This is a genomic window from Bacillus sp. FJAT-45350, from assembly GCF_002335805.1.
GTDB lineage: Bacteria > Bacillota > Bacilli > Bacillales > NISU01 > FJAT-45350.
The window spans coordinates 35,254-61,996 of sequence record NZ_NISU01000003.1 but is presented as its reverse complement, the minus strand read 5'-3'; the positions used below and the strand labels follow the sequence as shown (position 1 = coordinate 61,996).

Here is a 26,743-nt window from a genome sequence, read left to right as displayed (position 1 = left end):
TGGTGACCCGTACGGGATTCGAACCCGTGTTACCGCCGTGAAAGGGCGGTGTCTTAACCGCTTGACCAACGGGCCATTTAGTGAAAATTAAATGGTGAGCCATGAAGGATTCGAACCTTCGACCCTCTGATTAAAAGTCAGATGCTCTACCAACTGAGCTAATGGCTCTTGATGTTATAACTGTAAGTATTTCATGCAACTTACGGACGGTGCTCTGCTCTGTAGTAACCTGTCTCTTCCTCTTCTAGTATTGCTTCGTAGTGTATCCGTCGAGACAACTCGTAGTTTATCAAGCAGTTTTGCTCGTAACTGAGCTAATGGCTCTCTTTAATTGTCAATTGTCAATTGACAATTGTTAATTACTAATTTCTTTTTTGTGTATTTCTCTTAAGGACAAGATTTATATTATCATGATTATTTTGAGTGTGCAAGTACTTTTTATTATTTTTATAAAACATTTTTAAAAGTACTTAATAATATAGAGCTTGTACCAAAAGGTAAAGACTTCACCTTTTGGTACATACTCTTTTTATTATTACGAGAATACACCCCGAATTAGATTCGTTTGGTTTCTATCTGGACCTACAGAGAAAATTGATAAAGGAATTCCTGTTAGTTGAGAAATGCGCTCTAAATAATGACGAGCATTTTCCGGAAGCTCGTCCAGTGATTTTACTCCAGTAATGTCTTCATCCCACCCAGGAAGCTCTTCAAATACAGGCTCACACTCAGCAAGTACTTTTAAGCTTGCTGGGAAATGCTCGATTACTTCACCTTTATATTTATATGCAGTACAAATTCTTAATTTCTTAATTCCAGTTAACACATCAATTGAATTTAAAGAAAGATCTGTGATTCCACTTACACGACGAGCATGACGAACAACCACACTATCAAACCAACCTACTCGACGTGGGCGACCTGTAGTCGTACCATATTCGTTTCCTATTTCACGAATTTGGTCACCGATCTCATCATGTAACTCAGTTGGGAATGGTCCATCACCAACACGCGTTGTATAAGCTTTTGAAACTCCTACAACATGGTTAATTTTTGAAGGACCTACACCTGAACCAATTGTTACTCCACCAGCAATTGGGTTTGAAGAAGTAACGAATGGATATGTACCTTGGTCAATATCTAGCATAACACCTTGTGCACCTTCAAAAAGAACACGACGACCATCATCAAGAGCATCATTTAACACAACTGATGTATCAGTCACGTATTTTGCAATTTGTTGTCCGTATTCATAGTACTCTTCAAGTATTTCTTCTTTCGTAAATCCTTCTACTTCATAATACTTTTCAAACATACGGTTTTTTTCAACAAGATTACGCTCTAACTTTTGTTCAAAATCTTCTTTATCTAGTAAATCAGCAATACGAATACCCATACGAGCAGCTTTATCCATATAGGCAGGCCCGATACCTTTTTTCGTTGTACCGATTTTGTTATCACCTTTACGCTCTTCTTCTACGATATCTAACTTCAAATGATAAGGTAGGATTACGTGTGCTCTGTTACTAATACGAAGATTACTTGTATCAACATTGCGCTCATGTAAATAAGCTAACTCTGTTACAAGAGCTTTCGGGTCAATAACCATACCATTTCCAATTACACAAACTTTATCTTTATAAAAAATCCCAGAAGGAATTAAATGCAACTTATATTTTGTTCCACCAAAAACAATCGTATGACCAGCATTATTACCACCTTGGTAACGTGCTACTACTTCTGCCTTCTCTGAAAGGTAATCGGTAATTTTCCCTTTCCCTTCGTCCCCCCACTGGGTACCTACAACAACAACTGATGACATCTACGTGCACCTCCGCAATAATTGTTACAATGTTTCACGTGTAACAATTTGTTTAATTATCATAAAAAACCCTAGATTAGTGTATCAATTTACAATGATAAAGTCAACCAAACCCGAACATTTTATTATCTAAATCAAAATTTGTTCGTAAAACTTATACTATGTAACTTGAGAATACTAATTTCGACATAAACCTCCCATATTCCTTGAGCAAAATTATTAAAATTCTGTGATATTTTCATGTATAGTATTTACAAAACGTATCATTTATATGAGTGCTATACATAACGTAAAAAAAGGCTATCTCTACTACTGAGATAACCTTTACTGTTTTTATGCTCCAGGCGGCATACTTTTCTCGTCAAAACGCCTATCGAGATTCACGAATTTATTGTATTCTTTTACAAAGGCAAGCTCCACTGTCCCTACAGGACCATTACGTTGTTTTGCAATAATGATTTCAATAATATTTTGGTTTTCCGTTTCCTTATCATAGTAATCATCACGATATAAGAAAGCAACGATATCCGCATCCTGCTCAATACTCCCTGACTCACGAATATCACTCATCATTGGACGTTTGTCCTGTCTCGACTCAACTCCACGAGATAACTGGGAAAGAGCAATAACAGGAACACTTAATTCTCTAGCTAACGATTTAAGGGAACGAGAAATTTCTGATACTTCCTGTTGACGATTTTCTCCACTTTTTCCGTTTCCTTGAATTAACTGTAAGTAATCAATCATAATCATTCCAAGGCCTTTTTCTTGCTTTAAACGCCGACATTTAGCTCGAATATCATTAACTCGGATACCTGGTGTGTCATCAATATAAATGCCAGCCTTTGAGAGACTCCCCATTGCCATCGTTAGCTTTTGCCAATCCTCAGGATCTAGCTTTCCTGTTCTCATCTTCTGAGCATCAATATTACCCTCAGCACAAAGCATACGCTGAACTAGCTGACTAGCACCCATCTCTAAACTAAAAATAGCTACATTTTCATCCGTTTTCGTTGCGACATTTTGTGAAATATTAAGGGCAAATGCTGTCTTACCTACTGACGGTCTGGCAGCCACAATAATTAGGTCATTTCTCTGGAAACCAGCTGTCATTCGATCTAGCTCAACGAAACCTGATGGTATACCCGTTATATCACCCGTTTGATTTTGAAGCATTTCAATTTTGTCGTACGTTTCAACAAGTACATCTTTAATCGAAACAAAGGCTCCGGAATTTTTTCTATGGGCTACATCTAATATTGTTTTTTCCGCTTCATCTAATATTGTTGCAACTTCATCTTCACTAGCATAACCGTCTGCTGCTATATTAGTAGCAACTCGAATTAAACGACGTAATAATGATTTTTCCTCTACAATTTGACTATAGTAATCTATGTTTGCTGCTGTTGGTACTGAATTTGCCAAATCACTTAAATAGGAAACTCCCCCGATATCATCTAGCCATTTATGGTCTTGTAGCTCAGATGTCACAGTAACAAGATCGACCGGCTCTCCCTTTTCAGCAAGTTCAATCATAACTTGATAAATTCGTTGATGAGCTGCACGGTAAAAATCCTCAGGAGAGAGACGCTCAGATGCTGTGACTAACGCTTGATCCTCTAAGAAAATTGCCCCTAACACTGCTTGTTCTGCCTCAATATTTTGTGGTGGGGTACGATCTGCAAATAAATCACTCATAAAGTTCCTCCAACTCCTTCCTTACCTCACATGTATCTGTTTATTGTACTAACTTCTCTCTTAAAAGTTTACCATCAATTTTTGGATGTAATTTTGAATTACTTTCCATTAGCCTAATACTTGTAACTTGATACATTGCTTAGGGGGTGCCACAAAAGGTAATACTCAGCCTTTTGGGACACCCCCTTTTCAATTCTATTTATTCTTCAACAACATGAACTTTCACTGTAGCAATTACCTCTGGGTGAATCTTAATTGGTACATTTGTATATCCTAATGCACGAATTGGATCGTCTAACATAATCTTACGCTTATCTACCTTTTTCTTCATCTTACTTAATGTCTCAGCAATTTGTTTTGTAGATACTGCACCGAATAGACGACCACCTTCACCAGACTTTGCTTTAACTTCTATTGTAAGGCTTTCAAGCTCTTCTTTGTACTTTTTTGCAACTTCAAGTTCTTCTTGTTCTTTCTTTTGCTCACTTTTCTTTTGATTATCTAAACTCTTTATATTCCCTTGTGTAGCTTCAACCGCTAATTTGTTTGGTAACAGATAGTTACGAGCATATCCTTCTGATACATTTTTAACTTCTCCCTTTTTACCCTTACCTTTAACGTCTTGCTGAAAAATAACCTTCATGTTAGTTTCCCCCTTCGAAATATGAATCTATTATTTCTATTAATAAATCTTCAGCTTCCTCAATTGTTACACCTTCTATTTGAGTAGCAGCATTTGTAAGATGCCCACCGCCATTTAATTTTTCCATAATTAATTGGACATTTACTTCTCCTAATGAGCGAGCGCTTATACTTACACGCTTATCTTTCCGATAGGATATAACAAATGAAGCAACGACTTCATTCATTGTAAGTAACGTATCTGCTGCCTGGGCAATTAAGACTTGGCTATATGTATCATTTTCTTTTCCTTTTGCAATCGCAACTCCGCCATGATAAAGTGTTGCATTTTCAATTAGTCTAGAACGTTTTACATAATGCTGGATATCTTCTTTTAATAATTTTTGTACTAGTATTGTGTCTGCGCCTTTGGAACGTAAGAAGGACGCAGCATCAAAAGTTCGAGCCCCTGTACGTATAGCAAAGGATTTTGTATCGACGATTATTCCTGCCATTAAAGCTGTAGCTTCTAGAATATCCATTTTTAATTGCTTCGGTTGATACTCTAAAAGTTCCGTAACGAGCTCGGCTGTAGAGGAAGCATAAGGCTCCATATAAACAAGAACAGGATCTTCTATGAATTCCTCGCCACGTCTATGATGATCAAGTACAACGACTCGTTCTACTCGGTCAAGTAACCTTGGTTCAATAACTAACGAAGGTCGATGAGTATCGACAACTACTAAAAGTGTTTGTTCTGATAATTCTTCTAGAGCCTGCTCAGGTGTAATAAATTTTGACCATAAGCTATCATGTAACTCGATTTCTTCCATCAATTTCTGAACATCTGGATTAATATCATTTGGGTCTAGAACGACATAGCCTTCTTTCTCATTAACTTCCGCTATTTTCAGCACACCAATAGCTGCACCAATAGAATCCATATCAGGATTTTTGTGACCCATTATAATTACTCGGTCACTTTCTACAACAAAATCACGCAAAGCATGGGATATCACGCGAGAACGGACTCTTGTCCTTTTCTCCATCGCATTTGATTTTCCTCCATAGAAACGGACCTTACCGTTCTTCTGCTTAATCGCCACTTGATCTCCACCACGGCCAAGTGCCAAATCTAAGCTAGACTGGGCAAGGGCACCTAACTCTCGTAGTGACGGTTCACCAGCCCCTATCCCAACACTTAATGTAATTGGTATTTTCTCTTTTCCTGTTGCTTCACGAATTTGATCAAGGATATCAAATTTTGTTTCTTCAATTAAGTGTAAAGAACGTTGATTCAATACTGCCAAAAACCGGTCTGATGATGTTCGTCGTAGAAACACTCCATACTCACTAGCCCAATTATTTAGCGCTGATGTCACTTGGCTAATTAACTTGCTTCGAACCTGGTCTTCCATTCCTTGCGTTACTTCATCATAATTATCTAAATAAATGAGTGCAATCGCTGTTTGCTCTTCTTCATAAAGCTCTTTTGTTTTTTCCGTATCTGTAACATTAAAGAAATAAATAAGTCTCTCATCTTTGACAACCGAGATGTGATAATATTGGTCATCAATTGTAACTAATTGCTCTTCATTGTCGCTTTTAATAAATGAACTAACCTGTTCCGAGAACTCTGACAGGCTTTTCCCTATGAGCTCTTCTGAAAGAAATGAATTCATATAAGGATTTGCCCACTGGATAATAAATTCTTCGTTATAAAGTATCATCCCGACAGGCATTTTATTAACTGCTTCATCCCCTGCTTTGTCTACACGATAGGAAAGAGTGGAAACATACTCCTCTAAATTCTGTTCAAATGAATCCTTTGCCCTCTTTGTATAAATAAAAACTATTCCTAATAAAAATAGGCCAATTACTCCGATTTCCCATCGATAAAAGGTTAAAATGGTTATAAATACTAACGACACTGCAAACAAGACAATGACGTGAGATCCATGCCACCTTGTCATTAAGAACTTTGGCATAATGTCAACTCCTATTTCTTATGACTTTCTAACCGTTTCCTTAGATCGAACCCTAAGTCAATTATACCTAATATCTTTACAATATAAAGGACAAAAGGTAAAAATAAACCAACAATAGCAATAGTAATCGGTATTCCCTTGCTTATTCCCTTTGCATAGCAATAATAAAAAATGAATGCCAAACCTTGAACAATCATGACTATATCTAAGATAGGGAATAGATTCCACACAACAATGTACATTGTTGAACCTTCTTCCATTCCAACAATGATAAAGATTGATGCAATCAAGTAATACCAAATAAACGATTTTGGAAACTGCCAATCACGGAAAGCTGGGAATGTTTGAATATCATGACCTAATCTCTTCACAACTACATTCGAAATTAATTGGATTATTAGAGCGTATGTAATCCCAACTAAAATTATCATAACAGGCCCTAGGTACATTAAACGTTCAACCATTTCATACATCGGTTCAAGTTGCTCAGTCGACTCTTGTCCAAGTCCGCTTAGCATTTGCTCTGCTGTCTTAATTGATTGAGTCATCATCTCTTGAATTGTATAAAGTGGGTGAATTCCAAACACTAAAATACTTATTACAAAAGATAGTAACAAATTAACAATGTATGTAAGGCTTCCACCTAAAAGAATAACAAAAGCATTCTTTTTTCTTCTATACAGTTCACCTACAACAATACCTCCACTACCAAAGAAAAGAGCTAATGGTAGGACGACAATTCCACCAATAATAAAGCTAACAAATAATGTAGCTATCCATAACATAAAACTTGGCTTTAACCCATGACGAATCGTATAAATAATAAACGGCAATGGCAAAAACCATACAACAAGTCCTCCAATTAGCGGAACGTACAATGTCAAAAATAAAATTACTGCAAACAGAGCAGCCAGTATAGCTCCTTCTGTTAGCGTCCTTGTTCTATTCACTCTTTCACCTCATTACTACAACTAGAAACATTACCTTACTATTTTATCGTACTTCACACTAAAGTGAAAGGTACACACATCCTACATGAGAAACCTTCTATTTATAACCTACATACTTATTTGCTGCTAAGAGGAGATCTCAAGTACGAATAATCACTTTTATCTTTTCTTTCGATAGCTATCCTAATACCTATAGTTTTTATTATCAGATACTAGTTTGAACTTAATTCATACTGAATGAATGTAATTCCATTCGAATCAACTTTACCAATTTGTAAAAATCCGTTCTTTTCTAATACTTTCTGGGATCCAACATTTTCGATTGTTGTCTTTGCATACAATTGTTTGATTTTATGCTCTTTTGCTTCATGCAACAAAATTGCTAGTGCTTTAGATGCAATCCCTTTTTTTAAGAATGCTTCACCGATACGATATCCAATCGAACCAGACTGGTCTTCTTTTTCAATATCTACAACATTCATTCGACCAAGAATTAAATTCGACTCATCTTTTATTAAGTAAAATAAAGATGTTCCTTCGAGTTGCTCCTCTACTAAAGCTTTCAACCCCCTTTCAAAGTTTTCGTATATATAGTACTCATCTCCCCGACTTGGTACCATTGTTTCAAAAAAACTTCGATTCTGCTTTTCAAAAGCAAACAAAGATTGCCCATCTTGTTCTGTTAATTTTTCTAATCTAATACTCAAGGTCCTATTCTCCATTCACATCTATTTCATTAAAAATTTCTTTCAATGACATATCTGACATCGATTCTATTTGAAAGTCATGATTTTCAAAAGTAAGAACTGATGTTGCTTCATTTGGAACAATGACACACGACAAACCTGCTGCTTTCGCTGCCAGTAATCCATTTACCGAATCTTCAAAAGCTATTGCCTCATGCTTATTAACCTGTAAATTTTTTAGAGCAGCTTCATATAAATCAGGATAAGGCTTGGCTCTCTCTACCATATCTCCCGTACAGATCGTATCGAAATAACCTAGAATATCAAACCGATTCAGCAAGTTTAAAACCCATGCTTCATTTGAACTTGACGCTAATCCAATTTTGACTCCCAATTTCTTTGCTTCCTCTAAATAATCGATTACTCCCTGACGTAATTCTTGTGTACTCATAATTCGTTTATGAATTGCTCCTGCTTTTTTCTGCAACTCTTTTGTTTCTATTTTTAGTTGCCCTTTTTCTTTCAAATATTCATACGGATGAAAGTCTTCAAATGTTGGATTACCAATACACTTTGCATATAATTCTAATGGAAGGTCTATATCATACTGCTGATACAACTCCTTATTAGCCCAGTACCATGGTGTTTCGGTATCAATTAATAACCCATCACAATCAAAAATTACTGCCTTTATCATGTTGAAAACACCTCCTAGTTTATATCTTATCCTACTTTACATTGAATGATCTCTATTATAATAGACAAACTAACAATAGTATGATGTTGGAGGATCGAATATGGAGAAAAAAACAATGCAAATTTTATCGTCATTCTATACTGATAGTCCATATGCAAACTATATCAAAAAAGAAGAAGATGACGATTCCTATGGATTAATCTTTAATGAATTTGTACATGAGTTTGGTACAATACTTGAAGTTGATATTATTTACAAACAACTAGATAAATCAAATTGGCTATTGGCAGATAATCGGCATATGCAAATTACTTTACAAAAAGATAAAAAAAATGAGCAATTGCAATTCACTCCAAAAACTAGCCAAGGAGAGCAGTTAATTTTTAAGATGAGCGAACAGCTACTACAAGATAATAAAGACTATATTCAGTTTCACTAAATGAAATAAAGTAGACCACTTTGATATGGTCTACTTTATTTGTCATTTAATATAATTCTTCCGGATAAATATGGCAAGAAATTTTTTATTAATTGCTTTAACGGATCGAACCATGTGGTAATACAGCATGTACTCCTTTTATACCGTTAACTATTTGTGTTATCCGCAAATCAACAACAACACTTGCTAGAGCTGCTGCTTCTTGTTTATCTACATTGTATAGGGTTTGGATTAAATCTAGCATTTCTTCTAGTGCAATAATGGTCGCTTCGTTCAAGTCTTCATGGAAACCGAATGTAACCCAACTAGATGGGGTATGAGCCCTAGGCATCTTAAGGTTCATGTCATCTCGTAGTTTAAACGTTAAATCTACTACTTCCATTGGACATTCAATCGCTTGACCTGATACTTCTCCATCTCCTTGTGCTGCATGGCCATCCCCAACAGAAAAAAGTGCTCCCTCTATAGCAACTGGCAAAAATAAGCTACTCCCTCTCACTAGCTCCCTACAATCGATGTTTCCACCACAGTATCTAGGTGGGGTAGTTGAATGTACACCTGGTTCACTTGGAGCCGTACCCATTACACCCATAAATGGCGTAAGAGTTACAGAAAAGGTTTTATCCCTGTAACTACAAGAACCTATCATTAGTTTACTATCTAGCTTCCAATCAAGCTGGATTCTCTTCTCATTTGATAGCCCAAGCTTCTCATTATGCCATGCTTTTGTTCCCCCAGCACAATTCCATCCATACCAGCTAGGAACAAGATCATTTATCTTTACTTCTAATGTCATACCTGGCTTAGCATGCTGTATTGCAATTGGACCGATTACAGGATGACCCCATGCAGTTTCGTTCTCCCTTGATTGATACTGCACCTTATGACCATCTTCCGTTGCATACCCCCAACCGATATCAACAGTTTTATATTGTACTGAATCTCCAGAGTTAATTGTTAGTATTGGAACATAATCCTTACTAAAAGACCCATGTAGCGTTTCGTTACTTGGCTCAAGAAAATATTTCTTTCCCATTTCTTTTCCTCCACTATATAGACTTTTCACCACATTATTTAAAGTAATTCCCTACAAAGAGCAGTTCGATTTATTATATCACTCGAAAAGAGTAATAAAACGTATATGTTGGAAACACAAAAAGGCATGATAGAGTAAACCTCTACCATGCCTTTTATCACTTATTAGTTAACTTCATTAACGTAAGGCAATAAAGCGATTTGACGAGCGCGCTTAATTGCTGTAGTTAATTGACGTTGATACTTAGCTGAAGTTCCAGTTACACGACGAGGAAGAATCTTTCCACGTTCTGAAACGAATTTCTTAAGAAGATCTGTATCTTTATAATCAATTTTCGTGATTTTATTTACTGTAAAGTAACAAACTTTACGGCGTTTTGGTCCACGTCCTCTACGAGCCATTTAAATTCCCTCCTTGCTTTTTAGAAATTTCTATTCACCACATCATTAGTCTGCTAAATAAAACATAAGGGAGGTGATTCAAACATCTACAGTTCAAACTACCCTATCTACTAAAATGGTAAGTCGTCATCAGAGATGTCGATTGGGTTACCATCATTAGCAAATGGATCATCATTTAAACGAGATTGGTTGCGATTCTGATTTTGCTGTTGACCTCCGTAGCCACCTTGACCTTGATTCATTGGTGCAGGTGCACCTCTGAATTGATCTGAGCCTTGATTACCACTTGCGTTTCTAGGTTCAAGAAATTGAACACTATCCCCTACTACTTCAACTCTAAATTGACGCTGACCGTTACTATCATCAAAGCTACGCGTTTGGATTCGACCTTCAAGTCCAGCTAAACTTCCTTTACGTAAGTAATTAGCTACATTTTCAGCCTGTTTTCTCCAAATTATGCAATTGATGAAGTCTGCCTCACGCTCACCTTGTTGGTTTGCGAAAGGACGGTTAACAGCAAGTGTAAAGTTGGCAACAGCTACACCATTTGGCGTATACTTTAGCTCTGGATCTTTAGTCAAGCGTCCTACAAGAACGACACGGTTAATCATCAGAACCCCTCCCCCTTATTGTTTCAATTACTCTTCGTCCTTCACGATTAACACGCGAATAACGTTATCGTTGATTTTGATTAAACGGTTAAATTCTGCAATTGCTTCTGGAGTAGCTTGAACATTAAGCAATACATAATAACCTTCAGTGAAGTTATTGATTTCGTATGCTAAACGACGCTTACCCTTTTCATCAACCTTTTCAATCTCAGCACCATTAGTTGTAAGAACACCGTTGAAACGCTCAACGATTTCCTTTGCAGCTGAATCTTCTAGGTTAGGAGCAATAATATACATAATTTCGTATTTACGCACTCTAAGTCACCTCCTTTTGGTCTTAACGGCTCCACTATCGGAGCAAGGAGCAATAATAACAAATGTTATTTACTCGCATTTTTTGATTATAACAGAAAGGCTTGTACTATACAAGCACAAGCCTTAACTTTTATCTATATTAGTCTCAATAATCAAAACCGTTACACATTGAAACGGAAGTGAATTACATCTCCATCTTCAACAATATACTCTTTACCCTCTAAACGAACTTTTCCTTTTTCCTTCGCTGCAGCATGTGAACCTGCTTCTACTAGGTCATTATAAGCTACAACTTCTGCACGAATGAATCCGCGTTCGAAATCTGTATGAATAACACCGGCTGCTTGTGGAGCTTTCGTACCTTCACGAATAGTCCATGCACGTACTTCCTGAACTCCAGCAGTAAAATACGTACGAAGACCAAGTAAATGATAAGCTGCACGAATTAATTGGTCTAAGCCAGATTCTTTAATTCCTAGCTCTTCTAAGAACATTTCCTTTTCGTCACCATCAAGTTCAGCGATTTCTGATTCAACCTTTGCACAAACAACAATCACTTCTGAATTTTCTTCTTTAGCAAATGTTTTAACACGTTTAACTAAATCATTATCTTCTGGATTTAATAAGTCTTCTTCACTTACATTTGCAACATAAAGAACAGGTTTCATTGTTAGTAAATGTAACCCATGAACAATTTTCTTTTCTTCATCAGTTAACTCAACACTTCGAGCAGGCTTTTCATCTTCAAAAGCCTCCTTTAATTTCACTAATACATCATACTCTGCTACAGCTTCTTTATCCTTTGTCTTAGCTAGCTTCTTTACACGATCAACACGCTTATCAATGCTTTCTAAATCAGCTAAGATTAATTCTAAATTAATGACTTCAATATCATTAATTGGGTCTACACGCCCTGATACGTGAGTAATGTTTTCATCCTCAAAACAGCGTACAACGTGGGAAATAGCATCTACTTGACGAATATGAGATAAGAACTTATTTCCAAGTCCTTCTCCTTTACTAGCTCCTTCAACAATCCCTGCAATATCAGTAAATTCGAAAGCCGTTGGTACAGTTTTCTTAGGTACAATTAGTTCTGTTAATTTTTGTAGACGTGCATCTGGTACTTCAACAATTCCTACATTAGGATCAATTGTACAGAATGGATAGTTAGCTGATTCTGCCCCAGCTTGTGTTATTGCATTAAATAATGTTGATTTCCCAACGTTCGGTAAACCAACAATTCCTGTTGTTAATGCCATTTATCTTCACTTCCTTTTCTTTATACCAACCTTTTTATTTACATAATGAACTAGTTTCTAAACTTTGCATACCCTTCATAATTATAGTGATTTGCACAAAAAAAAACAAGACGATGAATTTGTGTACTAGATACATCGCCTTGTTTCTATATTCTTCCTTATGATTGCTCCGCTTTTTCTAATATTTTTTTTAACTTTCTGGAAAATTCCTTTCGCGGTATCATCACGCTATGATCACACCCTAGGCATTTAATCCGAATATCCATGCCCATTCGGATAATTTTCCATTTGTTTTCTCCACAAGGGTGAGGCTTTTTCATCTCTACGACATCATTTAGGGCAAATTCTTTATCGATCATATGTTCACTCCCTTTTAAGAGCTTGTATCTTCTATTTCTAAGTATTATACACTATTGATTGATTGAACTGGAAATTGAATTTATAAGTTCAAATGCTCTCTTTACTACCGAGTACGTCGCTTCATTATCGGATAAAGAAGAATTGATGCAAATACATACAGGTTCAATAATCCGTAAAGCGGGTAAAGAACGGATACCAATGTTGAAAACCCAAAAGTTGTAAGTGGTACCATAGCTAATAACAAAGCCATAGCAAGTAGCCAAGCTGGTATATTAATGAGTTCTTTGAACCTAGAAATTAATCCAAATAATCCTGCAGCTGCTGTTGTGTAAATAGCTATCCATAATAACGCTGACATGACTAGTACCATAAAATAAGGATACTCTTTCAAGATCGCAAATAACGGAATTTCGTAAAGAATGATGTCGCCAGCTACTTGGATGAGAGATTCATTATAAATAAATGAAATTCCTCCTAGTACTAACCCCGCTCCTGTACTAGCAATCCAAATCTCCCCTTCTCTCTTTACTTCATTCCCAACTGCTGCTAAAACTGCAATTAAAGGAAGGATATTTAAGGCTGTAAATGTTAACGCAGCAGGCCAATTATTTTGTTCACTAAATTTAAATTCAATTGGAAACCCATTGAAGTATTGAAATACTAGTAACGTACCTAGTAGAGATACAATTAATAGGGGGATGATAACCGAATTCATTGAGGTCATCCCTTTTATATCCCAAATAAAAAGAATAATAAGTAAGCCTCCAATAACCGCTATACCTAACCAATATGGTAGATTAATCACTTCTAGAGTTGCACCACCACCAGCTAGCATAATAACAGTCGTGGAAAATAAATAAAGAATAATCATCATGTCATATAGCTTTGTAAGCTTTCGACCCATCAACTGTTCAAGAACTGGGATGTAGTGAGTCGAACTACTTCGGTAACTAATTTTCATAATTACATGCGTACATATGATAAATAATATAGTAAATAAAATAATTGCTAGTCCACTTTCAGCGCCAAAAAATTGCCATAATTCCCGCCCAGACGCATATCCAGCGCCAATCATTGTTCCTATTATTAAAAACATCCACTTAAATCCGCTAGTCCACATTTTCTCCCTACCTCTCTCTCCCCGTGATATTTTCAGCCTCTATGTATAGAAAGGAAAAAATAACCGTATACTGTTACTACTATTGCAAAGGAGAGGGAGTTATGATAAGAAATCGCGGTTTTTTTCAAAAAAATTCACCACCATGCCGAGTGCATATGGAAGAGCCTGATGCTTCCACTGTCGTTGCAGAACAACTCCATGACATCATTGAACCTTTTTCCCAACGAGAATTAGTTATTGTATGTATTGGTACGGATCGCTCAACTGGTGATTCTCTAGGTCCATTAATAGGATCTAAGTTACAAGAGAAGTCTCTTACTTCTTTTTCAGTATATGGAACATTAGAACACCCTGTTCATGCAGTGAATCTAGAAGAACAATTAAAAATGATAGAGTCCAATCATCATCGTCCATACATTATTGGTATTGATGCTTGCTTAGGGAGAATGAATAGCGTAGGGAAAATTTCTATTGGAAAGGGCCCAGTAAAACCTGGTGCTGCTGTTAAAAAGGAATTGCCTGAAGTTGGGGAAATGCATATTACTGGTATTGTGAATATTGGAGGAATGATGGAATATTTTGTACTCCAAAACACTCGCTTGCATGTGGTAATGAAAATGGCTGATACAATCGTTAAAAGTATAAGAATGGCCGATAAACACCTCTCTGTGCCGAAAACAAGAAAGCCTTCTTTGCTACAAGCCATTAAACCTAGTATTTTTAGTAAAGATAATAGAGAAACGAATTTATCTTAATGTAATAATTCTACTAATACGAAAAGAAGACCTGAGAGGGGTTACCCTTACAGGTCTTCAATACTTACTCTCCTCTCTTATCTACCAAGAAAGCCTTCAACTGTTAACGTTATAGTTTGCCAATAATACACGATAAAAACTAATATTCCCGTTACAAGAATAGCAGGTAAAAGATTTGCTACTCTAATTTTTAAAATACCTAGGATGTTTAGTCCGATTGCTAGAATCATAACACCACCAGTAGCTGTCATTTCAAGAATAAACGCATCCATTAAGCCTTGAGGAACAAAAAGGTCAATTTTCGTCGCAAATAAAGCAATAATGCCTTGATACAATACAACAGGAATAGCCGAGAAAATAACCCCAATACCTAACGTTGATGTGAAAATAATCGCTGAGAATCCATCCAACATTGATTTTGTATAAAGAATTGAATGGTCACCACGTAAGCCACTATCTAAGGCGCCTAAAATCGCCATTGCTCCAACAACGTAAATGAGAGTTGCTGTAACAAAAGCTTTCGCTACAGCACCATCCTCTTTTGCACCTATTTTTTTCTCTAGCCACTTTCCTAATCGGTTTAGGCGGTCTTCTAATTGCCAACGCTCACCAAGGATTCCTCCTATAACGAGACTTCCAATAACGATAAGGAACTGTTCACTTTTTAATCCCATATTAATTCCTAATATCACAACAGCTAATGCAATTGCTTGCATTACTGTCGTTTTCATGCCCTCTGGTATATTTTTGATTAAAGTACCTAATAAGGCGCCAATGATAATAGCTAAGCCATTTACAATTGTTCCTATTAAAACCATTTATTTTTCCCCAATCTATATAAACGCTGAAGTAATTTCCTCAATTGCTACTACAAATCTATCTACGTCTTCTTCTGTATTGTATGGACCAAAGCTTACACGGATTGTTCCACCTGATTCTAACGTTCCGATTGCTTGATGTGACATTGGACTACAGTGTAAGCCTGCACGTACAGCAATCTTATAATGTTCATCTAATATCATTGCTACTTCCTGTGCATCAATTCCTTCTATTGCAAAAGGAATAACACCTAATCGAACCTCTTTTAGTGGACCATAAACAGTAACTCCAGAAAGTTTTTGTAAACGTTCGATACATGTTTTGGTTAGCTTCCATTCATGTTCAAAGATTTCATTAATTCCAATTCGTTTAACCTCATCAATTCCAGCAGATAAACCAGCAATGCCAGGAGTATTTAATGTTCCGCTTTCAAATCTTGCTGGACGTTGTTCCGGCTGTTCTACCGACTCTGAATGACTGCCTGTACCACCATGCATTAATGGAACTAATTCAATACTTTCTCGAACAATTAATGCACCCGTACCTTGTGGGCCAAGCAAACCTTTATGACCTGCAAATGCAAGTAAATCAACTCCGTATTTTTCCATATCTATTGGGAGAACTCCTGCTGTTTGAGAAGCATCAACAATTAATAGAATTCCATTTTTTTTCGCTAATTGACCAATCTCAGTCAGAGGAGCAATAGCACCAGTTACATTCGAGCCATGACTCACTATTATTGCTTTCGTATTTTCTTGTATCGCTTCTTCAATTTTTTCTACGCTAATAAGCCAGTTTTCATTAGGTTTAACATATGTAATGGAAATGTTCTTTTCCTTTTTTATTGCTTCTAACGGTCTTCTTACTGAGTTATGTTCAAATTCAGTCGTAATGACATGTTCGCCCTCTTTAAAAGTGATTCCTTTAATAGCTTGATTCAATGCCATCGTTGCATTTTGATAAAAAATAACTTCATTTGGATGTTTAGCCCCAAACATCTTTGCTAGCTTTACTCTTGTTTGGTAGATTACTTCATCCGCTTTTTGCGCTAGTTGATGTCCACCTCTACCTGGGTTTGCTCCATACTTTAATACTGCCTCAGTCATAGCCTCAGCTACTTTTTTTGGTTTAGGAAAAGAAGAAGCAGCTTGATCCAAATATATATATTCCAACTTACTCTCTCCTCTTTATATTGAGTTTAGAAACAATTATATCTACACCTAAATTATACCAAATATAAGAGGTTGCCACAAAAGGTTCAGCTTTCCTTTTGGACAACCTCTTACATAATTATCTGGTTTACTACCTTTACCTTCACTGCTAGTTATTACTCTCCTTCAAGCATCATTAAAATACGCTCTAGATCATCCTCTGAAAAGAAGTCGATTTCTATTTTCCCTTTTTTCTTTCCCTTTTTAATGAAAACAGAAGTACCTAAACGATTTCGTAATGTTTCTTCTTTAGACTTAATAAAAGGAGATGATTCCTGCTCTTTCTTTTTTGTTTCACGTGAAACATTATCATTTAATTTTTGAACCCATTTCTCTAATTCTCTTACACTTAACTTTTCCTTCAAAACTTTTTCTAGCAATGGGGAAAGCTTCTTTTTATCTTTTAAACCTAATAATGCTCGTCCATGACCCATTGATAGTTTTCCATCAGAAATAAATTGTTGAACCACTTCAGGTAATTGCAATAATCGAACATGGTTCGCTATATGAGGACGACTTTTGCCCACACGCTTAGCTAATTGTTCTTGTGTAATTTGCATGTGAGTCATTAACTTTTCGTAAGCGACTGCCTCTTCAATTGGATTTAAATCCTCCCTTTGCAGATTTTCGATTAAAGCTAATTCCATCATTCTGTCTTCTGTCAATTCTCGAACAACGACTGGAACAGTTGCTAACCCAGCTTCACTAGCTGCACGAAATCTACGTTCACCCACAACAATTTCGTACCCTTTGATACTTTTTCTTACAACTAAAGGTTGTAAAATGCCATGAGTTTCAATCGATTCCTTTAGTTCAGTAATTGCCTCTTCAGAAAACTCTTTACGTGGTTGGTACGGATTGGGACGTAATTCATGTAATTTAACTTCTTTTATTTTTTCCTCATTCTCATTCCCCTGTTCATTCTCAATCTCAGGGAAAAATGCTTGAAGGCCTTTTCCGAGTCCTTTTGCCATTAGCTAATCACTTCCTTCGCTAAATCTAAATACACTTCGGCTCCTCTAGACTTTGGATCATATATAATGATTGGTTTCCCATGGCTTGGCGCCTCTCCCAATCGAACATTCCGTGGGATAATCGTTTTAAATACCTTTTCACGGAAGTATTTTTTCACTTCATCAATTACTTGAATTCCCAAATTAGTTCTAGCATCTAGCATTGTTAACAGTACGCCTTCAATAGCTAAATCTGTGTTTAAGTGCTTCTGTACAAGCCTGACCGTGTTAAGTAACTGACTTAATCCTTCAAGTGCATAGTATTCACACTGAACAGGTATTAGCACTGAGTCTGAAGCGGTCAATGAATTTATAGTAAGTAGACCTAAGGATGGAGGACAATCTATAATAATATAATCATATGATTCTATTACTGTACTTAACGCTCTCTTTAATCGAACTTCTCTAGAAATTGTTGGTACTAACTCAATCTCAGCACCTGATAGTTGAATCGTTGATGGTAGAATATCTAAATTTTCAACATCTGTTGATTTAATTACATCTTTTGCTTCTACGTCTTCTACTAGTACATCATAGACACACTGGTCTACGTCACCTTTCTCAATTCCTACTCCACTTGTGGCATTCCCTTGAGGATCAACATCAACAATTAATACTTTCTTTCCAATATAAGCTAAGCACGCGCTTAGATTAACGGCGGTTGTTGTCTTTCCAACCCCACCTTTCTGGTTTGCCACTGAGATAATTCTCCCCATGCTGACACCTTCTTTCACAGATCGCATTCTTTCAACTGTAACTATTCTATCATGAAATGATTTTCTTTTATTAGGAAATAAAAAAAATCCCATAGTTTTATATATAAGGTTTTTCAAAACAGTAGATTTCTGTCTCTAAGCGACGGAAATAGAAAAAAACTGTTAAGAAGGGTTATGTTCTCAACAGCCTTAAGCTTGAGCTTACTCTTATAATCTTTTATTTTTTAGGAATTCGAATTGTAAATTGGTAGAAATCATCATGTTCTTCTTCATCAGTATCAATTGAAAGGCCACTTTTCACTACCATGTCTACAGATTGTCGAATTGTGTTCATAGCAATTCTCATATCTTTAGAATAGGCCTTGCGAGTAGCTTTCTTCTTTGGAGGGACGGGCCCTTCTAGTTTTCTTTTTACACGTTCTTCTGTTTGTTTAACATTTAACCCTTGCTCTAAAATTTCTACTAATAATTGCTCTTGCCATTCCGTATTCTTTAATGGAATTAAAGCCCTTGCGTGACGTTCCGTAATGTGTCGTTCTAAAATTGCTGTTTGAATAATTTCGGGCAAGTTTAATAACCGTAGCTTATTGGCAATTGTTGACTGACCTTTCCCCAAACGTTGAGCTAAGCTCTCTTGGGTTAATCCATGTAGTTCAATCAGTTTTGCATAGGCTACTGCCTCTTCTACTGCAGTCAATCCTTCTCTTTGTAAGTTTTCAATTAATGCAATTGATGCAGTTTGAGAATCGTTAAATTCCTTTACTATAGCAGGGATCTTTTCCCAGCCTAATGATGTTACTGCACGCCAACGACGCTCCCCAGCAATTATCTCAAACTTCCCATTACGCTCTCGAACAACAATTGGTTGAATAACACCATGAGTACGGATCGTTTGAGCTAATTCTTCAATACGTTCATCGTCAAATACAGTACGGGGCTGAAAACGGTTTGGAACAATATCCACTATCGCAATTTGCATTACCTCTTCGTTTTCACTTACTTTCGTTTCTACCTCTACCTCTTCATTTCTTTCTCCGAAGCCGAATAGGCGTGAAAACGGCTGCTTCATCGCCTGACACCACCTTTAGGAAAACTACCATCTTTATAACTTCGATAAAACTAGATAAATTCCTGCACAAATCTCATAAATCCTTTATATATTGCTAATGAATAGTACATCAAGTGCTAAATGTCCCAGCTGTTTCACGTAAAACAGCTGGCTACTACTATGTAAATAGATAAGTTTATAGCCTTCTCTATTATACCATTAAATTATAGGTTGTTTATTCGGTGTACCTGGTTTTCTTGGATATTTTTTTGGAGTTGGTTTCGTTTTATTTATAATGATAATATGACGTGCACTTTCTTCAATTGGCAATTGAAAATGCTCATCTTTTACTACCTCTCCCCCGCCTACAATTGTAAGAGCCTTTTTCGCATCTGAAAGCTCTTCGCTTGCACCGGCTCCCTTCATGGCAATCCATGTACCATTCGTTTTTACTAATGGTAGACATAGCTCTGCTAATACTGGCATTCGGGCAACTGCCCTAGCGATAACTACATCATATCTTCCACGGTGGTCCTTATTTTGTCCAAATGTTTCGGCACGGTCGTGATAAAAATGTACATCTTCAAGACCTAATGTTTTCGACAAATGTTCTAAGAATCCAATACGCTTATTTAATGAATCTACAATATTTACCTGTAAATGTGGAAAACAGATTTTTATTGGAATACTAGGAAATCCTGCACCTGCCCCCACATCAATAATGGACATTGGTTTTGTGAAATCATAGTAAAAACTTGCAGAGATAGAATCATAAAAATGCTTTAAATAGACGTCATTTTCCTCTGTTAACGCTGTTAAGTTCATTTTTTCGTTCCACTCAACTAGTGTTTTAAAGTATAAATCAAATTGTTCTAATTGCTGAGGAGAAAGTTGAATTCCTTTCTCCTCTAACATTCCTTGAAATTGTTGTTTACTCATATAGTCACCAACTTCTTTATTCTATTCTTTAACCTTTGCTAAACGCCCTTGCTCAAGATAAACAAGTAATATTGAAATATCCGCTGGATTAACCCCTGACACACGTGATGCTTGTGCAACAGATAACGGTCTTACTTCTTTCAACTTCTGTTTTGCTTCAGTAGCCAATCCTGAAATAGCAAAGTAATCAAGATCTTCCGGTATTTTTTTGTTTTCCATTTTCTTTGCACGTTCTACTTGTTGTAGTTGCTTTTCAATATATCCTTCATATTTAATCTGAATTTCAACTTGCTCAGCAACATCCGAACTAATCTCTTCCTCGCTAGAAAGCATCTTCGCAATATGCTCATAAGATAATTCTGGGCGCTTTAATAATAGTGAGGCTTTTACTGCATCACTAATAGGCGATGATTGTGCATCAGTAAGAACTTGTTTAACTTCTTCACTTGGTTTAATGATCGTTGCTTCTAAACGACTCTTTTCCTTTGATATTTGCTCTTTCTTAACAACGAATCTTTCATAACGCTCTTCTGGAATTAAACCAATATCATGTCCAACTTCTGTCAATCGTAAGTCCGCGTTATCATGTCGTAGTAACAAACGATACTCAGCTCTCGATGTCAACAATCGGTAAGGTTCATTAGTTCCCTTCGTTACTAAATCATCTATTAATACGCCGATGTAAGCGTCTGAGCGATCTAATATGATCCCTTCTTTCTCCTGAGCCTTTCTCGCTGCATTAATTCCAGCCATAAGGCCTTGACCTGCAGCCTCTTCATAACCTGATGTACCATTAATTTGACCCGCAGTGAAAAGTCCGTCAACCATTTTAGTTTCTAATGTTGGCCATAATTGTGTAGGAACAATTGAATCATATTCGATGGCATAGCCTGGTCTCATCATTCGAACATTTTCTAAACCAGGAATCGATTTTAAAATGTTAAGCTGGACATCTTCTGGTAAACTCGTCGATAGCCCTTGAACATAGACCTCTGTCGTATTACGTCCTTCTGGTTCAAGAAAAATTTGGTGACGTGGTTTATCAGAGAAACGTACGATTTTATCCTCAATAGATGGGCAATACCTAGGTCCTGTACCTTCAATAACTCCTGAATACATAGGAGATCTACTTAAATTATTATTAATAATCTGATGAGTTTCTTCACTTGTATATGTTAACCAGCAAGGAAGTTGGTCCGTAATAAACTTTGTTGTCTCATATGAAAAAGCTCTTGGTATATCATCACCTGGTTGAATTTCAGCTTTTGAGTAATCAATCGACTGGCCATTTACACGAGGAGGTGTACCTGTCTTAAAGCGAACAAGGTCAAATCCTAATTCCTGTAAATGATACGATAGATTGACGGATGGTTGCATATTATTAGGTCCACTCTCGTATGCTAGGTCTCCAATAATAATTTTTCCTCTTAAATAAGTCCCCGTCGTTACAACAACTGCTTTACTACGATAAACTGCACCAGTGTTTGTAATAACACCTTTACAAGCACCATCTTCAACTAATAGCTTTTCAACCATTCCTTGACGAAGTAATAAATTATCTTGTTCTTCTATTGTTTTTTTCATTTCATGTTGATACATAAATTTATCTGCTTGTGCACGTAATGCACGGACGGCAGGCCCTTTAGCTGTGTTCAACATTCTCATTTGAATATGTGTCTTGTCTATATTCCGTGCCATTTCGCCACCTAATGCATCAATTTCACGAACTACAATCCCCTTTGCAGGTCCTCCTACAGAAGGGTTACATGGCATATACGCCACTGCATCTAAGTTCAGTGTCAGCATTAAAGTATTAGCACCCATTCTTGCTGCAGCTAATCCAGCTTCACACCCTGCATGGCCTGCACCTATGACGATTACATCAAATTCACCACCATGATAATCCACTCTTGTTTCCTCCTTTATACTACTAGCGAAAGTTCTTTATTTACCTAAACAAAATTGTGAAAACAGTTGGTCAATTAGGCTTTCATGCATACTTTCACCAATAATTTCCCCTAATAATTCCCACGTTCTCGTAATATCTATTTGAACCATATCAATAGGTATGTCTTGGTCAATGGCATCTAGCGCATCTTCAATGGTATTTTTCGCTTGCGTTAATAAAGCAATATGCCTTGAATTTGATACATAAGTCATATCCTCTGCTTCAAGCTCCCCTTGGAAGAATAATTCAGAAATAGCTTGTTCGAGCTCATCTACCCCTTCATCTTGAATAAGAGACGTAGCAATAACAGGTCTATCTGCTGCAAGCTTCTTTACTCTTTCTAAATCAATTTTACGCTCAATATCTGTTTTGTTCACTATAATTATTGAATCCATTCCTTCAATCGCTTCAAATAATGCTTCATCTTCCTTAGATAACTCTTCTCCACTATTTAAGACGAGTAAAATTAACTCTGCATCCTTTAATACTTGTCGTGAGCGTTCTACTCCAATTTTTTCAACTATATCTTCCGTTTCACGGATTCCAGCTGTATCAATTAAACGTAGAGGAACACCACGTACATTTACATATTCCTCAATAATATCTCGAGTTGTTCCTGCAATATCAGTAACAATTGCTTTATTTTCATGAACTAGACTATTTAATAATGAAGATTTCCCTACATTCGGGCGTCCAATAATAACTGTAGCTAATCCTTCACGCAGGATTTTCCCTTGGGATGCTGTTGAAAGAATTTTTTTAATTTCTTTTTTCACATACGTCCCTTTTTCTAATAAAATCTTATGTGTCATCACTTCTGCATCATACTCAGGATAATCAATATTTACTTCTACATGAGCCACAGTTTCTAGTAAAGCTTGACGAAGCTTTTGAATTTTTTTCGAAAGCCTTCCTTCAACTTGTCCTAAAGCGACATTCATTGCTCGGTCAGTTTTCGCTCGAATTAAATCAATAACACCCTCTGCTTGTGATAAATCTATTCGACCGTTCAAAAATGCTCTTTTCGTGAATTCTCCTGGTTCAGCTAATCTTGCACCAGCATTTAAAAGTACTTGTAACACTCGATTCACCGAAACTAGTCCACCATGACAATTAACTTCAATAATATCTTCTCTTGTAAAAGTTCGTGGCGCTCTTAACACAGACACCATTACTTCTTCTATTGTTTGTTTCGTCTTTGGATCGACAATATACCCATAATTAATAGTATGAGAATCTACCTCTCCTAGCTCTTTCTTTCCTTTATAAACTTTATCAGCAATAAAAATTGCCTCATCACCACTTAAACGTACGATGGCAATCGCGCCTTCACCCATCGGTGTCGATATTGCTGCAATTGTATCAAATTCCAACTTTTTCACCTCAATTTATACCTATCCGAATAGATACGTCCCTAAATAAATAGAATATCACATTTCTAACGTATTGAAAAAGATATCAACACTATCTCATCCTATTGTAACCGATTTTGCACCACAAGAAACTATCCACATGTGGATAATGAAAAATTATTAATTATGGGTTATGAGTTATGAATTGTAGATAAGTACAATTTATTTTGTTTGGACAAGCTGTTGAAATGGTTACATAATGCTAAGTTGTAAATTGCATTTGTGAATTTACCATTTTTCTAATTCATAACCCATAACTCATCATTCATAATTAATTAAAAAACTCCTCTTTTCATACAAAAAAAGCCTAAAGCGACGATAACTTCACTTTAGGCTTGAACTATTAGCTATTTTGGAGAAACAACGATTCTTCTTCGTGGCTCTTCTCCCTCTGAATATGTTGAAATATCTTTTTTTCGTTGTAGAGTTGCATGAATGATTTTTCTATCATGTGCACTCATAGGTTCTAGCTTTACCGGTCTAGCCGTTTTAAGAACTTTTCTAGCTAAGCGTTCAGCTAGTTGCTCAAGAGCTTCTTTTCTTTTTGCACGATAGTTCTCAGCATCAAGTTGAATTCGCATGTAGTCTTCGGCATATCGATTGGCAACTAAATTTACTAAATACTGAAGTGAGTCTAACGTTTGTCCTCGTTTTCCAATTAGGGCTCCAATATTCTCCCCTTTTATGTCAAACAAGATTGAACCATTTCTCTCTACATTTGAAACAGATGCTTCTACACCCATTTTTTCAATTGTTTCCTCTAAAAATTGTCGGGCTATTTCAACAGCGTCTGGTTTCAATTGTACTTCAACAACAGCTGGTTTACTTCCAATAAATCCGAAAAACCCTTTTTGAGGATTTTCTAGTACATTAATCTCCACACGATCTTCTGTCGTATTAAGCTCGACCAATGCCTTTTGAACAGCTTCCTCTATCGATTTACCTGATGCAGTTATTTTCTTCACTTTTTCTTGCCCCCTGCTTCAGCTGCTTCCTTTTTTCCACCGACATTAGGACCAGTAATAAAGTAAGTTTGTACAATCATAAAGATATTACCTACTACCCAGTACAATGTAAGTGCTGCCGGGAAGAACATCGCAAATACAAAAATCATGATAGGCATCATATATAAGAGGATTTTCATTTGTGGGTTATCAGTAACCATCATCATTTTCTGCTGAATGAACGTTGTAACACCAGCAATTACCGGTAATAGTATTGGATCCGGTGCATCTAATGCAAACCACAGGAATGTATGACCGCCAATTTCTTCTGTACGCATAATCGCTTGATAAAATGCTAATAAAATTGGCATTTGAATAAATAAAGGCAAGCAACCAGCTAGTGGATTAACTCCACGCTCTTGGAACATTTTCATTGTTTCCTGTTGTAGCTTTTGTTGTGTCTTCTGGTCTTTTGCACTGTATTTTTCACGAAGCTTTTGCATTTCTGGTTGAATTGCCTGCATTGCTTTAGCACTCTTAGTTTGTTTAATCATTAATGGCAAAATTAACGTACGCAGCAAAATAGTTACAATAATGATAGCAATACCGTAGTTATCATTAAACATATCGGCAAAATAGATAACTAACCACGATAAAGGATAAACGAAATATGTATTCCAAAACCCTTCACTCTCACTCGTGATTGGTTCATCTAGCTCAAAACAGCCGGTTAAAAGGATAAGCAGGGTAACCATCATTGCTGCTAAGCCTAACTTCCTTATCACAAATACTTCCTCCTTGTACTACTATTCAGCACTTTTATTTATTACTCGCGCTAATTTCATTACATGTAGCAAACTTTTCTTTACTTCATGAAAATCCATTTCTGCAGTAGGATTTCTTGCAATAACAACAAAATCCTTCTTTTGATTGAGATTTTCCTCATATTGATGGAAAACTTCTCTTATTAATCTCTTGATTCTGTTTCTCGTTACAGCATTTCCTACTTTTTTACTTACTGACAATCCTAAACGAAAGTTTGATTGTTCTTCCTTATGTAATACGTACAAGACAAATTGCCGATTGGCAACGGATTTCCCCTTCTTAAATACAACTGAAAACTCTTCGTTTTTTTTAATACGAAATTCTTTCTTCATCCGGTTACACTCCAAACGTCTCTACGTAAAAAAATAAAAAAAATGTCAGAAAAAGACCACTGACGTACAGTGGCCTATGCAGATAATACCTTTCTTCCCTTACGGCGACGACGCGCTAATACATTGCGACCGTTCTTTGTGCTCATACGCGCACGGAAACCGTGTTTCTTTTTACGCTTACGATTATTTGGTTGAAAAGTTGGTTTACCCATCTATAACACCTCCCTGAGGACATCCTCAACATAGACATTCTTGTAAATTATAAGGAATATCATACCCAATTGTCAAGTTCTAATATAAAAATCTAGAAAAACTCTCGAACGACTCCTTTCCTTCTCTGGTAGAAGCTAACCTTTAGGAAGGCCGCTGAAAAAGTGTGACTTTCACTTTTTTAGTAGACTTAATGTAATGCGAGAAGCCGGCTTCTCGAATCGTCTAGATTGGACTTTTACAGTGCCTTTCCTTTAGGAACCTTAAAATTGTATACTACTTCTCGTTTTTGATATTTCTTCATTATAGAAATAATTAAGCTTATTTATAACATATTTTATAATTTATCAGTCGCTCTTTCTAAAGTTACCTTCTACTAAATCTTAATTTGAAATGAACATTTAAAAAAAAGCGCCAGCATATTTTGTCGCTCGTTGACATATACTTTTTGTAAACCTTCCTTACCATTATCCCCCCATTATCACCTGTGGATATCCTTCATTCGACAAAAAAACACTTATCCTCACGATTATCGACAGCTTACACACATTATATAGTATTGTGG

Annotated in this window: 28 protein-coding genes and 2 tRNA genes; 2 read left to right on the top strand and 28 right to left on the bottom strand. The window is 36.4% G+C overall.

Annotated elements, in window-relative coordinates:
* The 9 genes from CD003_RS19350 to CD003_RS19310 all read right to left on the bottom strand — a co-directional run bounded on the left by CD003_RS19350 (position 1) and on the right by CD003_RS19310 (position 8,462).
* A tRNA-Glu gene (locus tag CD003_RS19350) sits at positions 1-75 on the bottom strand.
* 17 nt (positions 76-92) lie between these two features.
* Positions 93-168: transfer RNA gene (locus CD003_RS19345), tRNA-Lys, on the bottom strand.
* A 367-nt stretch (positions 169-535) separates the two neighbouring features.
* Complete coding sequence (locus CD003_RS19340) at positions 536-1,822, bottom strand: adenylosuccinate synthase (protein ID WP_096202909.1); 1,287 nt, start codon at positions 1,820-1,822, stop codon at positions 536-538.
* 333 nt (positions 1,823-2,155) lie between these two features.
* The gene (gene dnaB / locus CD003_RS19335; protein ID WP_096202908.1) at positions 2,156-3,520 is read right to left on the bottom strand and encodes a replicative DNA helicase; all 1,365 of its coding nucleotides are present in this window, start codon (positions 3,518-3,520) and stop codon (positions 2,156-2,158) included.
* A 199-nt stretch (positions 3,521-3,719) separates the two neighbouring features.
* Positions 3,720-4,163: a 50S ribosomal protein L9 gene (rplI, locus tag CD003_RS19330; protein WP_096202907.1), complete on the bottom strand. Its 444-nt coding sequence runs from the start codon at positions 4,161-4,163 to the stop codon at positions 3,720-3,722.
* Between the two features lies 1 nt (position 4,164).
* Positions 4,165-6,129: a DHH family phosphoesterase gene (locus CD003_RS19325; RefSeq protein WP_096202906.1), complete on the bottom strand. Its 1,965-nt coding sequence runs from the start codon at positions 6,127-6,129 to the stop codon at positions 4,165-4,167.
* An 11-nt stretch (positions 6,130-6,140) separates the two neighbouring features.
* On the bottom strand, positions 6,141-7,079 hold the full coding sequence (locus tag CD003_RS19320; protein ID WP_096202905.1) for a YybS family protein: 939 nt from the start codon (positions 7,077-7,079) through the stop codon (positions 6,141-6,143).
* Positions 7,080-7,291: 212 nt separating this feature from the next.
* Positions 7,292-7,786 carry a GNAT family N-acetyltransferase gene (locus CD003_RS19315; RefSeq protein ID WP_179295631.1) on the bottom strand — a complete coding sequence of 165 codons (495 nt, stop codon included), beginning with the start codon at positions 7,784-7,786 and terminating at the stop codon, positions 7,292-7,294.
* A 4-nt stretch (positions 7,787-7,790) separates the two neighbouring features.
* Positions 7,791-8,462: an HAD family hydrolase gene (locus CD003_RS19310; protein WP_096202903.1), complete on the bottom strand. Its 672-nt coding sequence runs from the start codon at positions 8,460-8,462 to the stop codon at positions 7,791-7,793.
* Between the two features lie 115 nt (positions 8,463-8,577).
* Here CD003_RS19310 and CD003_RS19305 point away from each other — a divergent pair, with 115 nt between their 5' ends.
* Positions 8,578-8,901 (top strand): hypothetical protein, encoded by a 324-nt coding sequence (locus CD003_RS19305; RefSeq protein WP_142302899.1) that lies wholly within the window; start codon positions 8,578-8,580, stop codon positions 8,899-8,901.
* A gap of 97 nt (positions 8,902-8,998) precedes the next feature.
* Here the strand turns inward: CD003_RS19305 and CD003_RS19300 are convergent, their stop codons facing one another.
* The 7 genes from CD003_RS19300 to CD003_RS19270 form a co-directional block, all read right to left on the bottom strand.
* On the bottom strand, positions 8,999-9,937 hold the full coding sequence (locus CD003_RS19300) for an acetamidase/formamidase family protein (protein ID WP_096202901.1): 939 nt from the start codon (positions 9,935-9,937) through the stop codon (positions 8,999-9,001).
* 164 nt (positions 9,938-10,101) lie between these two features.
* Positions 10,102-10,338, bottom strand: coding sequence for a 30S ribosomal protein S18 (gene rpsR / locus CD003_RS19295; RefSeq protein WP_096202900.1), 237 nt, complete (start codon positions 10,336-10,338; stop codon positions 10,102-10,104).
* Positions 10,339-10,448: 110 nt separating this feature from the next.
* Positions 10,449-10,949 (bottom strand): single-stranded DNA-binding protein, encoded by a 501-nt coding sequence (gene ssb, locus CD003_RS19290; RefSeq protein ID WP_096202899.1) that lies wholly within the window; start codon positions 10,947-10,949, stop codon positions 10,449-10,451.
* A 27-nt stretch (positions 10,950-10,976) separates the two neighbouring features.
* Positions 10,977-11,264 carry a 30S ribosomal protein S6 gene (rpsF, locus tag CD003_RS19285; RefSeq protein WP_096202898.1) on the bottom strand — a complete coding sequence of 96 codons (288 nt, stop codon included), beginning with the start codon at positions 11,262-11,264 and terminating at the stop codon, positions 10,977-10,979.
* A 161-nt stretch (positions 11,265-11,425) separates the two neighbouring features.
* Positions 11,426-12,526, bottom strand: coding sequence for a redox-regulated ATPase YchF (gene ychF, locus CD003_RS19280; protein WP_096202897.1), 1,101 nt, complete (start codon positions 12,524-12,526; stop codon positions 11,426-11,428).
* 158 nt (positions 12,527-12,684) lie between these two features.
* Positions 12,685-12,885 carry a DUF951 domain-containing protein gene (locus CD003_RS19275; RefSeq protein ID WP_096202896.1) on the bottom strand — a complete coding sequence of 67 codons (201 nt, stop codon included), beginning with the start codon at positions 12,883-12,885 and terminating at the stop codon, positions 12,685-12,687.
* Positions 12,886-12,989: 104 nt separating this feature from the next.
* A complete protein-coding gene (locus tag CD003_RS19270; RefSeq protein WP_096202895.1) occupies positions 12,990-14,006 on the bottom strand; it encodes a YkvI family membrane protein in 1,017 nt (338 codons plus the stop codon).
* A gap of 101 nt (positions 14,007-14,107) precedes the next feature.
* On the opposite strand from CD003_RS19270, the gene yyaC reads away from it, so the two are divergent.
* Positions 14,108-14,761, top strand: a complete 654-nt coding sequence (yyaC, locus tag CD003_RS19265) for a spore protease YyaC (protein WP_096202894.1) — start codon at positions 14,108-14,110, stop codon at positions 14,759-14,761.
* Positions 14,762-14,838: 77 nt separating this feature from the next.
* Here yyaC and CD003_RS19260 read toward each other — a convergent pair whose 3' ends face one another.
* From CD003_RS19260 to rpmH, 12 genes are all read right to left on the bottom strand, one after another.
* Positions 14,839-15,579 (bottom strand): DUF554 domain-containing protein, encoded by a 741-nt coding sequence (locus CD003_RS19260; RefSeq protein ID WP_096202893.1) that lies wholly within the window; start codon positions 15,577-15,579, stop codon positions 14,839-14,841.
* 15 nt (positions 15,580-15,594) lie between these two features.
* Entirely contained in the window at positions 15,595-16,752 is a 1,158-nt protein-coding gene (locus CD003_RS19255; RefSeq protein ID WP_096202892.1) for an aminotransferase class V-fold PLP-dependent enzyme, read from the bottom strand.
* A gap of 155 nt (positions 16,753-16,907) precedes the next feature.
* Positions 16,908-17,765 (bottom strand): ParB/RepB/Spo0J family partition protein, encoded by an 858-nt coding sequence (locus CD003_RS19250; RefSeq protein ID WP_096202891.1) that lies wholly within the window; start codon positions 17,763-17,765, stop codon positions 16,908-16,910.
* A complete protein-coding gene (locus CD003_RS19245; protein ID WP_096202890.1) occupies positions 17,765-18,520 on the bottom strand; it encodes a ParA family protein in 756 nt (251 codons plus the stop codon). The genes CD003_RS19250 and CD003_RS19245 overlap by 1 nt, the downstream gene beginning before the upstream one ends.
* Before the next feature lie 217 nt (positions 18,521-18,737).
* Entirely contained in the window at positions 18,738-19,589 is an 852-nt protein-coding gene (gene noc / locus CD003_RS19240) for a nucleoid occlusion protein (RefSeq protein ID WP_096202889.1), read from the bottom strand.
* Positions 19,590-19,787: 198 nt separating this feature from the next.
* A complete protein-coding gene (rsmG, locus tag CD003_RS19235; RefSeq protein ID WP_096202888.1) occupies positions 19,788-20,507 on the bottom strand; it encodes a 16S rRNA (guanine(527)-N(7))-methyltransferase RsmG in 720 nt (239 codons plus the stop codon).
* Positions 20,508-20,528: 21 nt separating this feature from the next.
* Positions 20,529-22,415 carry a tRNA uridine-5-carboxymethylaminomethyl(34) synthesis enzyme MnmG gene (mnmG, locus tag CD003_RS19230; protein WP_096202887.1) on the bottom strand — a complete coding sequence of 629 codons (1,887 nt, stop codon included), beginning with the start codon at positions 22,413-22,415 and terminating at the stop codon, positions 20,529-20,531.
* Positions 22,416-22,451: 36 nt separating this feature from the next.
* Positions 22,452-23,828, bottom strand: a complete 1,377-nt coding sequence (mnmE, locus tag CD003_RS19225) for a tRNA uridine-5-carboxymethylaminomethyl(34) synthesis GTPase MnmE (RefSeq protein ID WP_096202886.1) — start codon at positions 23,826-23,828, stop codon at positions 22,452-22,454.
* Positions 23,829-24,214: 386 nt separating this feature from the next.
* Positions 24,215-24,832, bottom strand: a complete 618-nt coding sequence (jag, locus tag CD003_RS19220; RefSeq protein ID WP_096202885.1) for an RNA-binding cell elongation regulator Jag/EloR — start codon at positions 24,830-24,832, stop codon at positions 24,215-24,217.
* Positions 24,829-25,596, bottom strand: coding sequence for a YidC family membrane integrase SpoIIIJ (gene spoIIIJ, locus CD003_RS19215; protein ID WP_096202884.1), 768 nt, complete (start codon positions 25,594-25,596; stop codon positions 24,829-24,831). The genes jag and spoIIIJ overlap by 4 nt, the downstream gene beginning before the upstream one ends.
* A 21-nt stretch (positions 25,597-25,617) precedes the next feature.
* The gene (gene rnpA / locus CD003_RS19210; RefSeq protein WP_096202883.1) at positions 25,618-25,968 is read right to left on the bottom strand and encodes a ribonuclease P protein component; all 351 of its coding nucleotides are present in this window, start codon (positions 25,966-25,968) and stop codon (positions 25,618-25,620) included.
* A gap of 74 nt (positions 25,969-26,042) precedes the next feature.
* Positions 26,043-26,180, bottom strand: coding sequence for a 50S ribosomal protein L34 (rpmH, locus tag CD003_RS19205; protein WP_096202882.1), 138 nt, complete (start codon positions 26,178-26,180; stop codon positions 26,043-26,045).
* Positions 26,181-26,743: the final 563 nt, after the last annotated feature.

What these genes read in the sequence shown, in the direction of transcription:
- rsmG (WP_096202888.1), bottom strand. Translation starts at nt 20,507, where the DNA reads ATGAGTAAACAACAATTTCAAGGAATGTTAGAGGAGAAAGGAATTCAA.
- dnaB (WP_096202908.1), bottom strand. Translation starts at nt 3,520, where the DNA reads ATGAGTGATTTATTTGCAGATCGTACCCCACCACAAAATATTGAGGCA.
- noc (WP_096202889.1), bottom strand. Translation starts at nt 19,589, where the DNA reads ATGAAGCAGCCGTTTTCACGCCTATTCGGCTTCGGAGAAAGAAATGAA.
- rplI (WP_096202907.1), bottom strand. Translation starts at nt 4,163, where the DNA reads ATGAAGGTTATTTTTCAGCAAGACGTTAAAGGTAAGGGTAAAAAGGGA.
- CD003_RS19325 (WP_096202906.1), bottom strand. Translation starts at nt 6,129, where the DNA reads ATGCCAAAGTTCTTAATGACAAGGTGGCATGGATCTCACGTCATTGTC.
- yyaC (WP_096202894.1), top strand. Translation starts at nt 14,108, where the DNA reads ATGATAAGAAATCGCGGTTTTTTTCAAAAAAATTCACCACCATGCCGA.
- CD003_RS19310 (WP_096202903.1), bottom strand. Translation starts at nt 8,462, where the DNA reads ATGATAAAGGCAGTAATTTTTGATTGTGATGGGTTATTAATTGATACC.
- CD003_RS19245 (WP_096202890.1), bottom strand. Translation starts at nt 18,520, where the DNA reads ATGGGGAGAATTATCTCAGTGGCAAACCAGAAAGGTGGGGTTGGAAAG.
- ychF (WP_096202897.1), bottom strand. Translation starts at nt 12,526, where the DNA reads ATGGCATTAACAACAGGAATTGTTGGTTTACCGAACGTTGGGAAATCA.
- CD003_RS19250 (WP_096202891.1), bottom strand. Translation starts at nt 17,765, where the DNA reads ATGGCAAAAGGACTCGGAAAAGGCCTTCAAGCATTTTTCCCTGAGATT.
- ssb (WP_096202899.1), bottom strand. Translation starts at nt 10,949, where the DNA reads ATGATTAACCGTGTCGTTCTTGTAGGACGCTTGACTAAAGATCCAGAG.
- CD003_RS19340 (WP_096202909.1), bottom strand. Translation starts at nt 1,822, where the DNA reads ATGTCATCAGTTGTTGTTGTAGGTACCCAGTGGGGGGACGAAGGGAAA.
- CD003_RS19275 (WP_096202896.1), bottom strand. Translation starts at nt 12,885, where the DNA reads ATGATCGATAAAGAATTTGCCCTAAATGATGTCGTAGAGATGAAAAAG.
- CD003_RS19300 (WP_096202901.1), bottom strand. Translation starts at nt 9,937, where the DNA reads ATGGGAAAGAAATATTTTCTTGAGCCAAGTAACGAAACGCTACATGGG.
- rpmH (WP_096202882.1), bottom strand. Translation starts at nt 26,180, where the DNA reads ATGGGTAAACCAACTTTTCAACCAAATAATCGTAAGCGTAAAAAGAAA.
- CD003_RS19260 (WP_096202893.1), bottom strand. Translation starts at nt 15,579, where the DNA reads ATGGTTTTAATAGGAACAATTGTAAATGGCTTAGCTATTATCATTGGC.
- CD003_RS19270 (WP_096202895.1), bottom strand. Translation starts at nt 14,006, where the DNA reads ATGTGGACTAGCGGATTTAAGTGGATGTTTTTAATAATAGGAACAATG.
- rpsR (WP_096202900.1), bottom strand. Translation starts at nt 10,338, where the DNA reads ATGGCTCGTAGAGGACGTGGACCAAAACGCCGTAAAGTTTGTTACTTT.
- CD003_RS19305 (WP_142302899.1), top strand. Translation starts at nt 8,578, where the DNA reads ATGCAAATTTTATCGTCATTCTATACTGATAGTCCATATGCAAACTAT.
- rnpA (WP_096202883.1), bottom strand. Translation starts at nt 25,968, where the DNA reads ATGAAGAAAGAATTTCGTATTAAAAAAAACGAAGAGTTTTCAGTTGTA.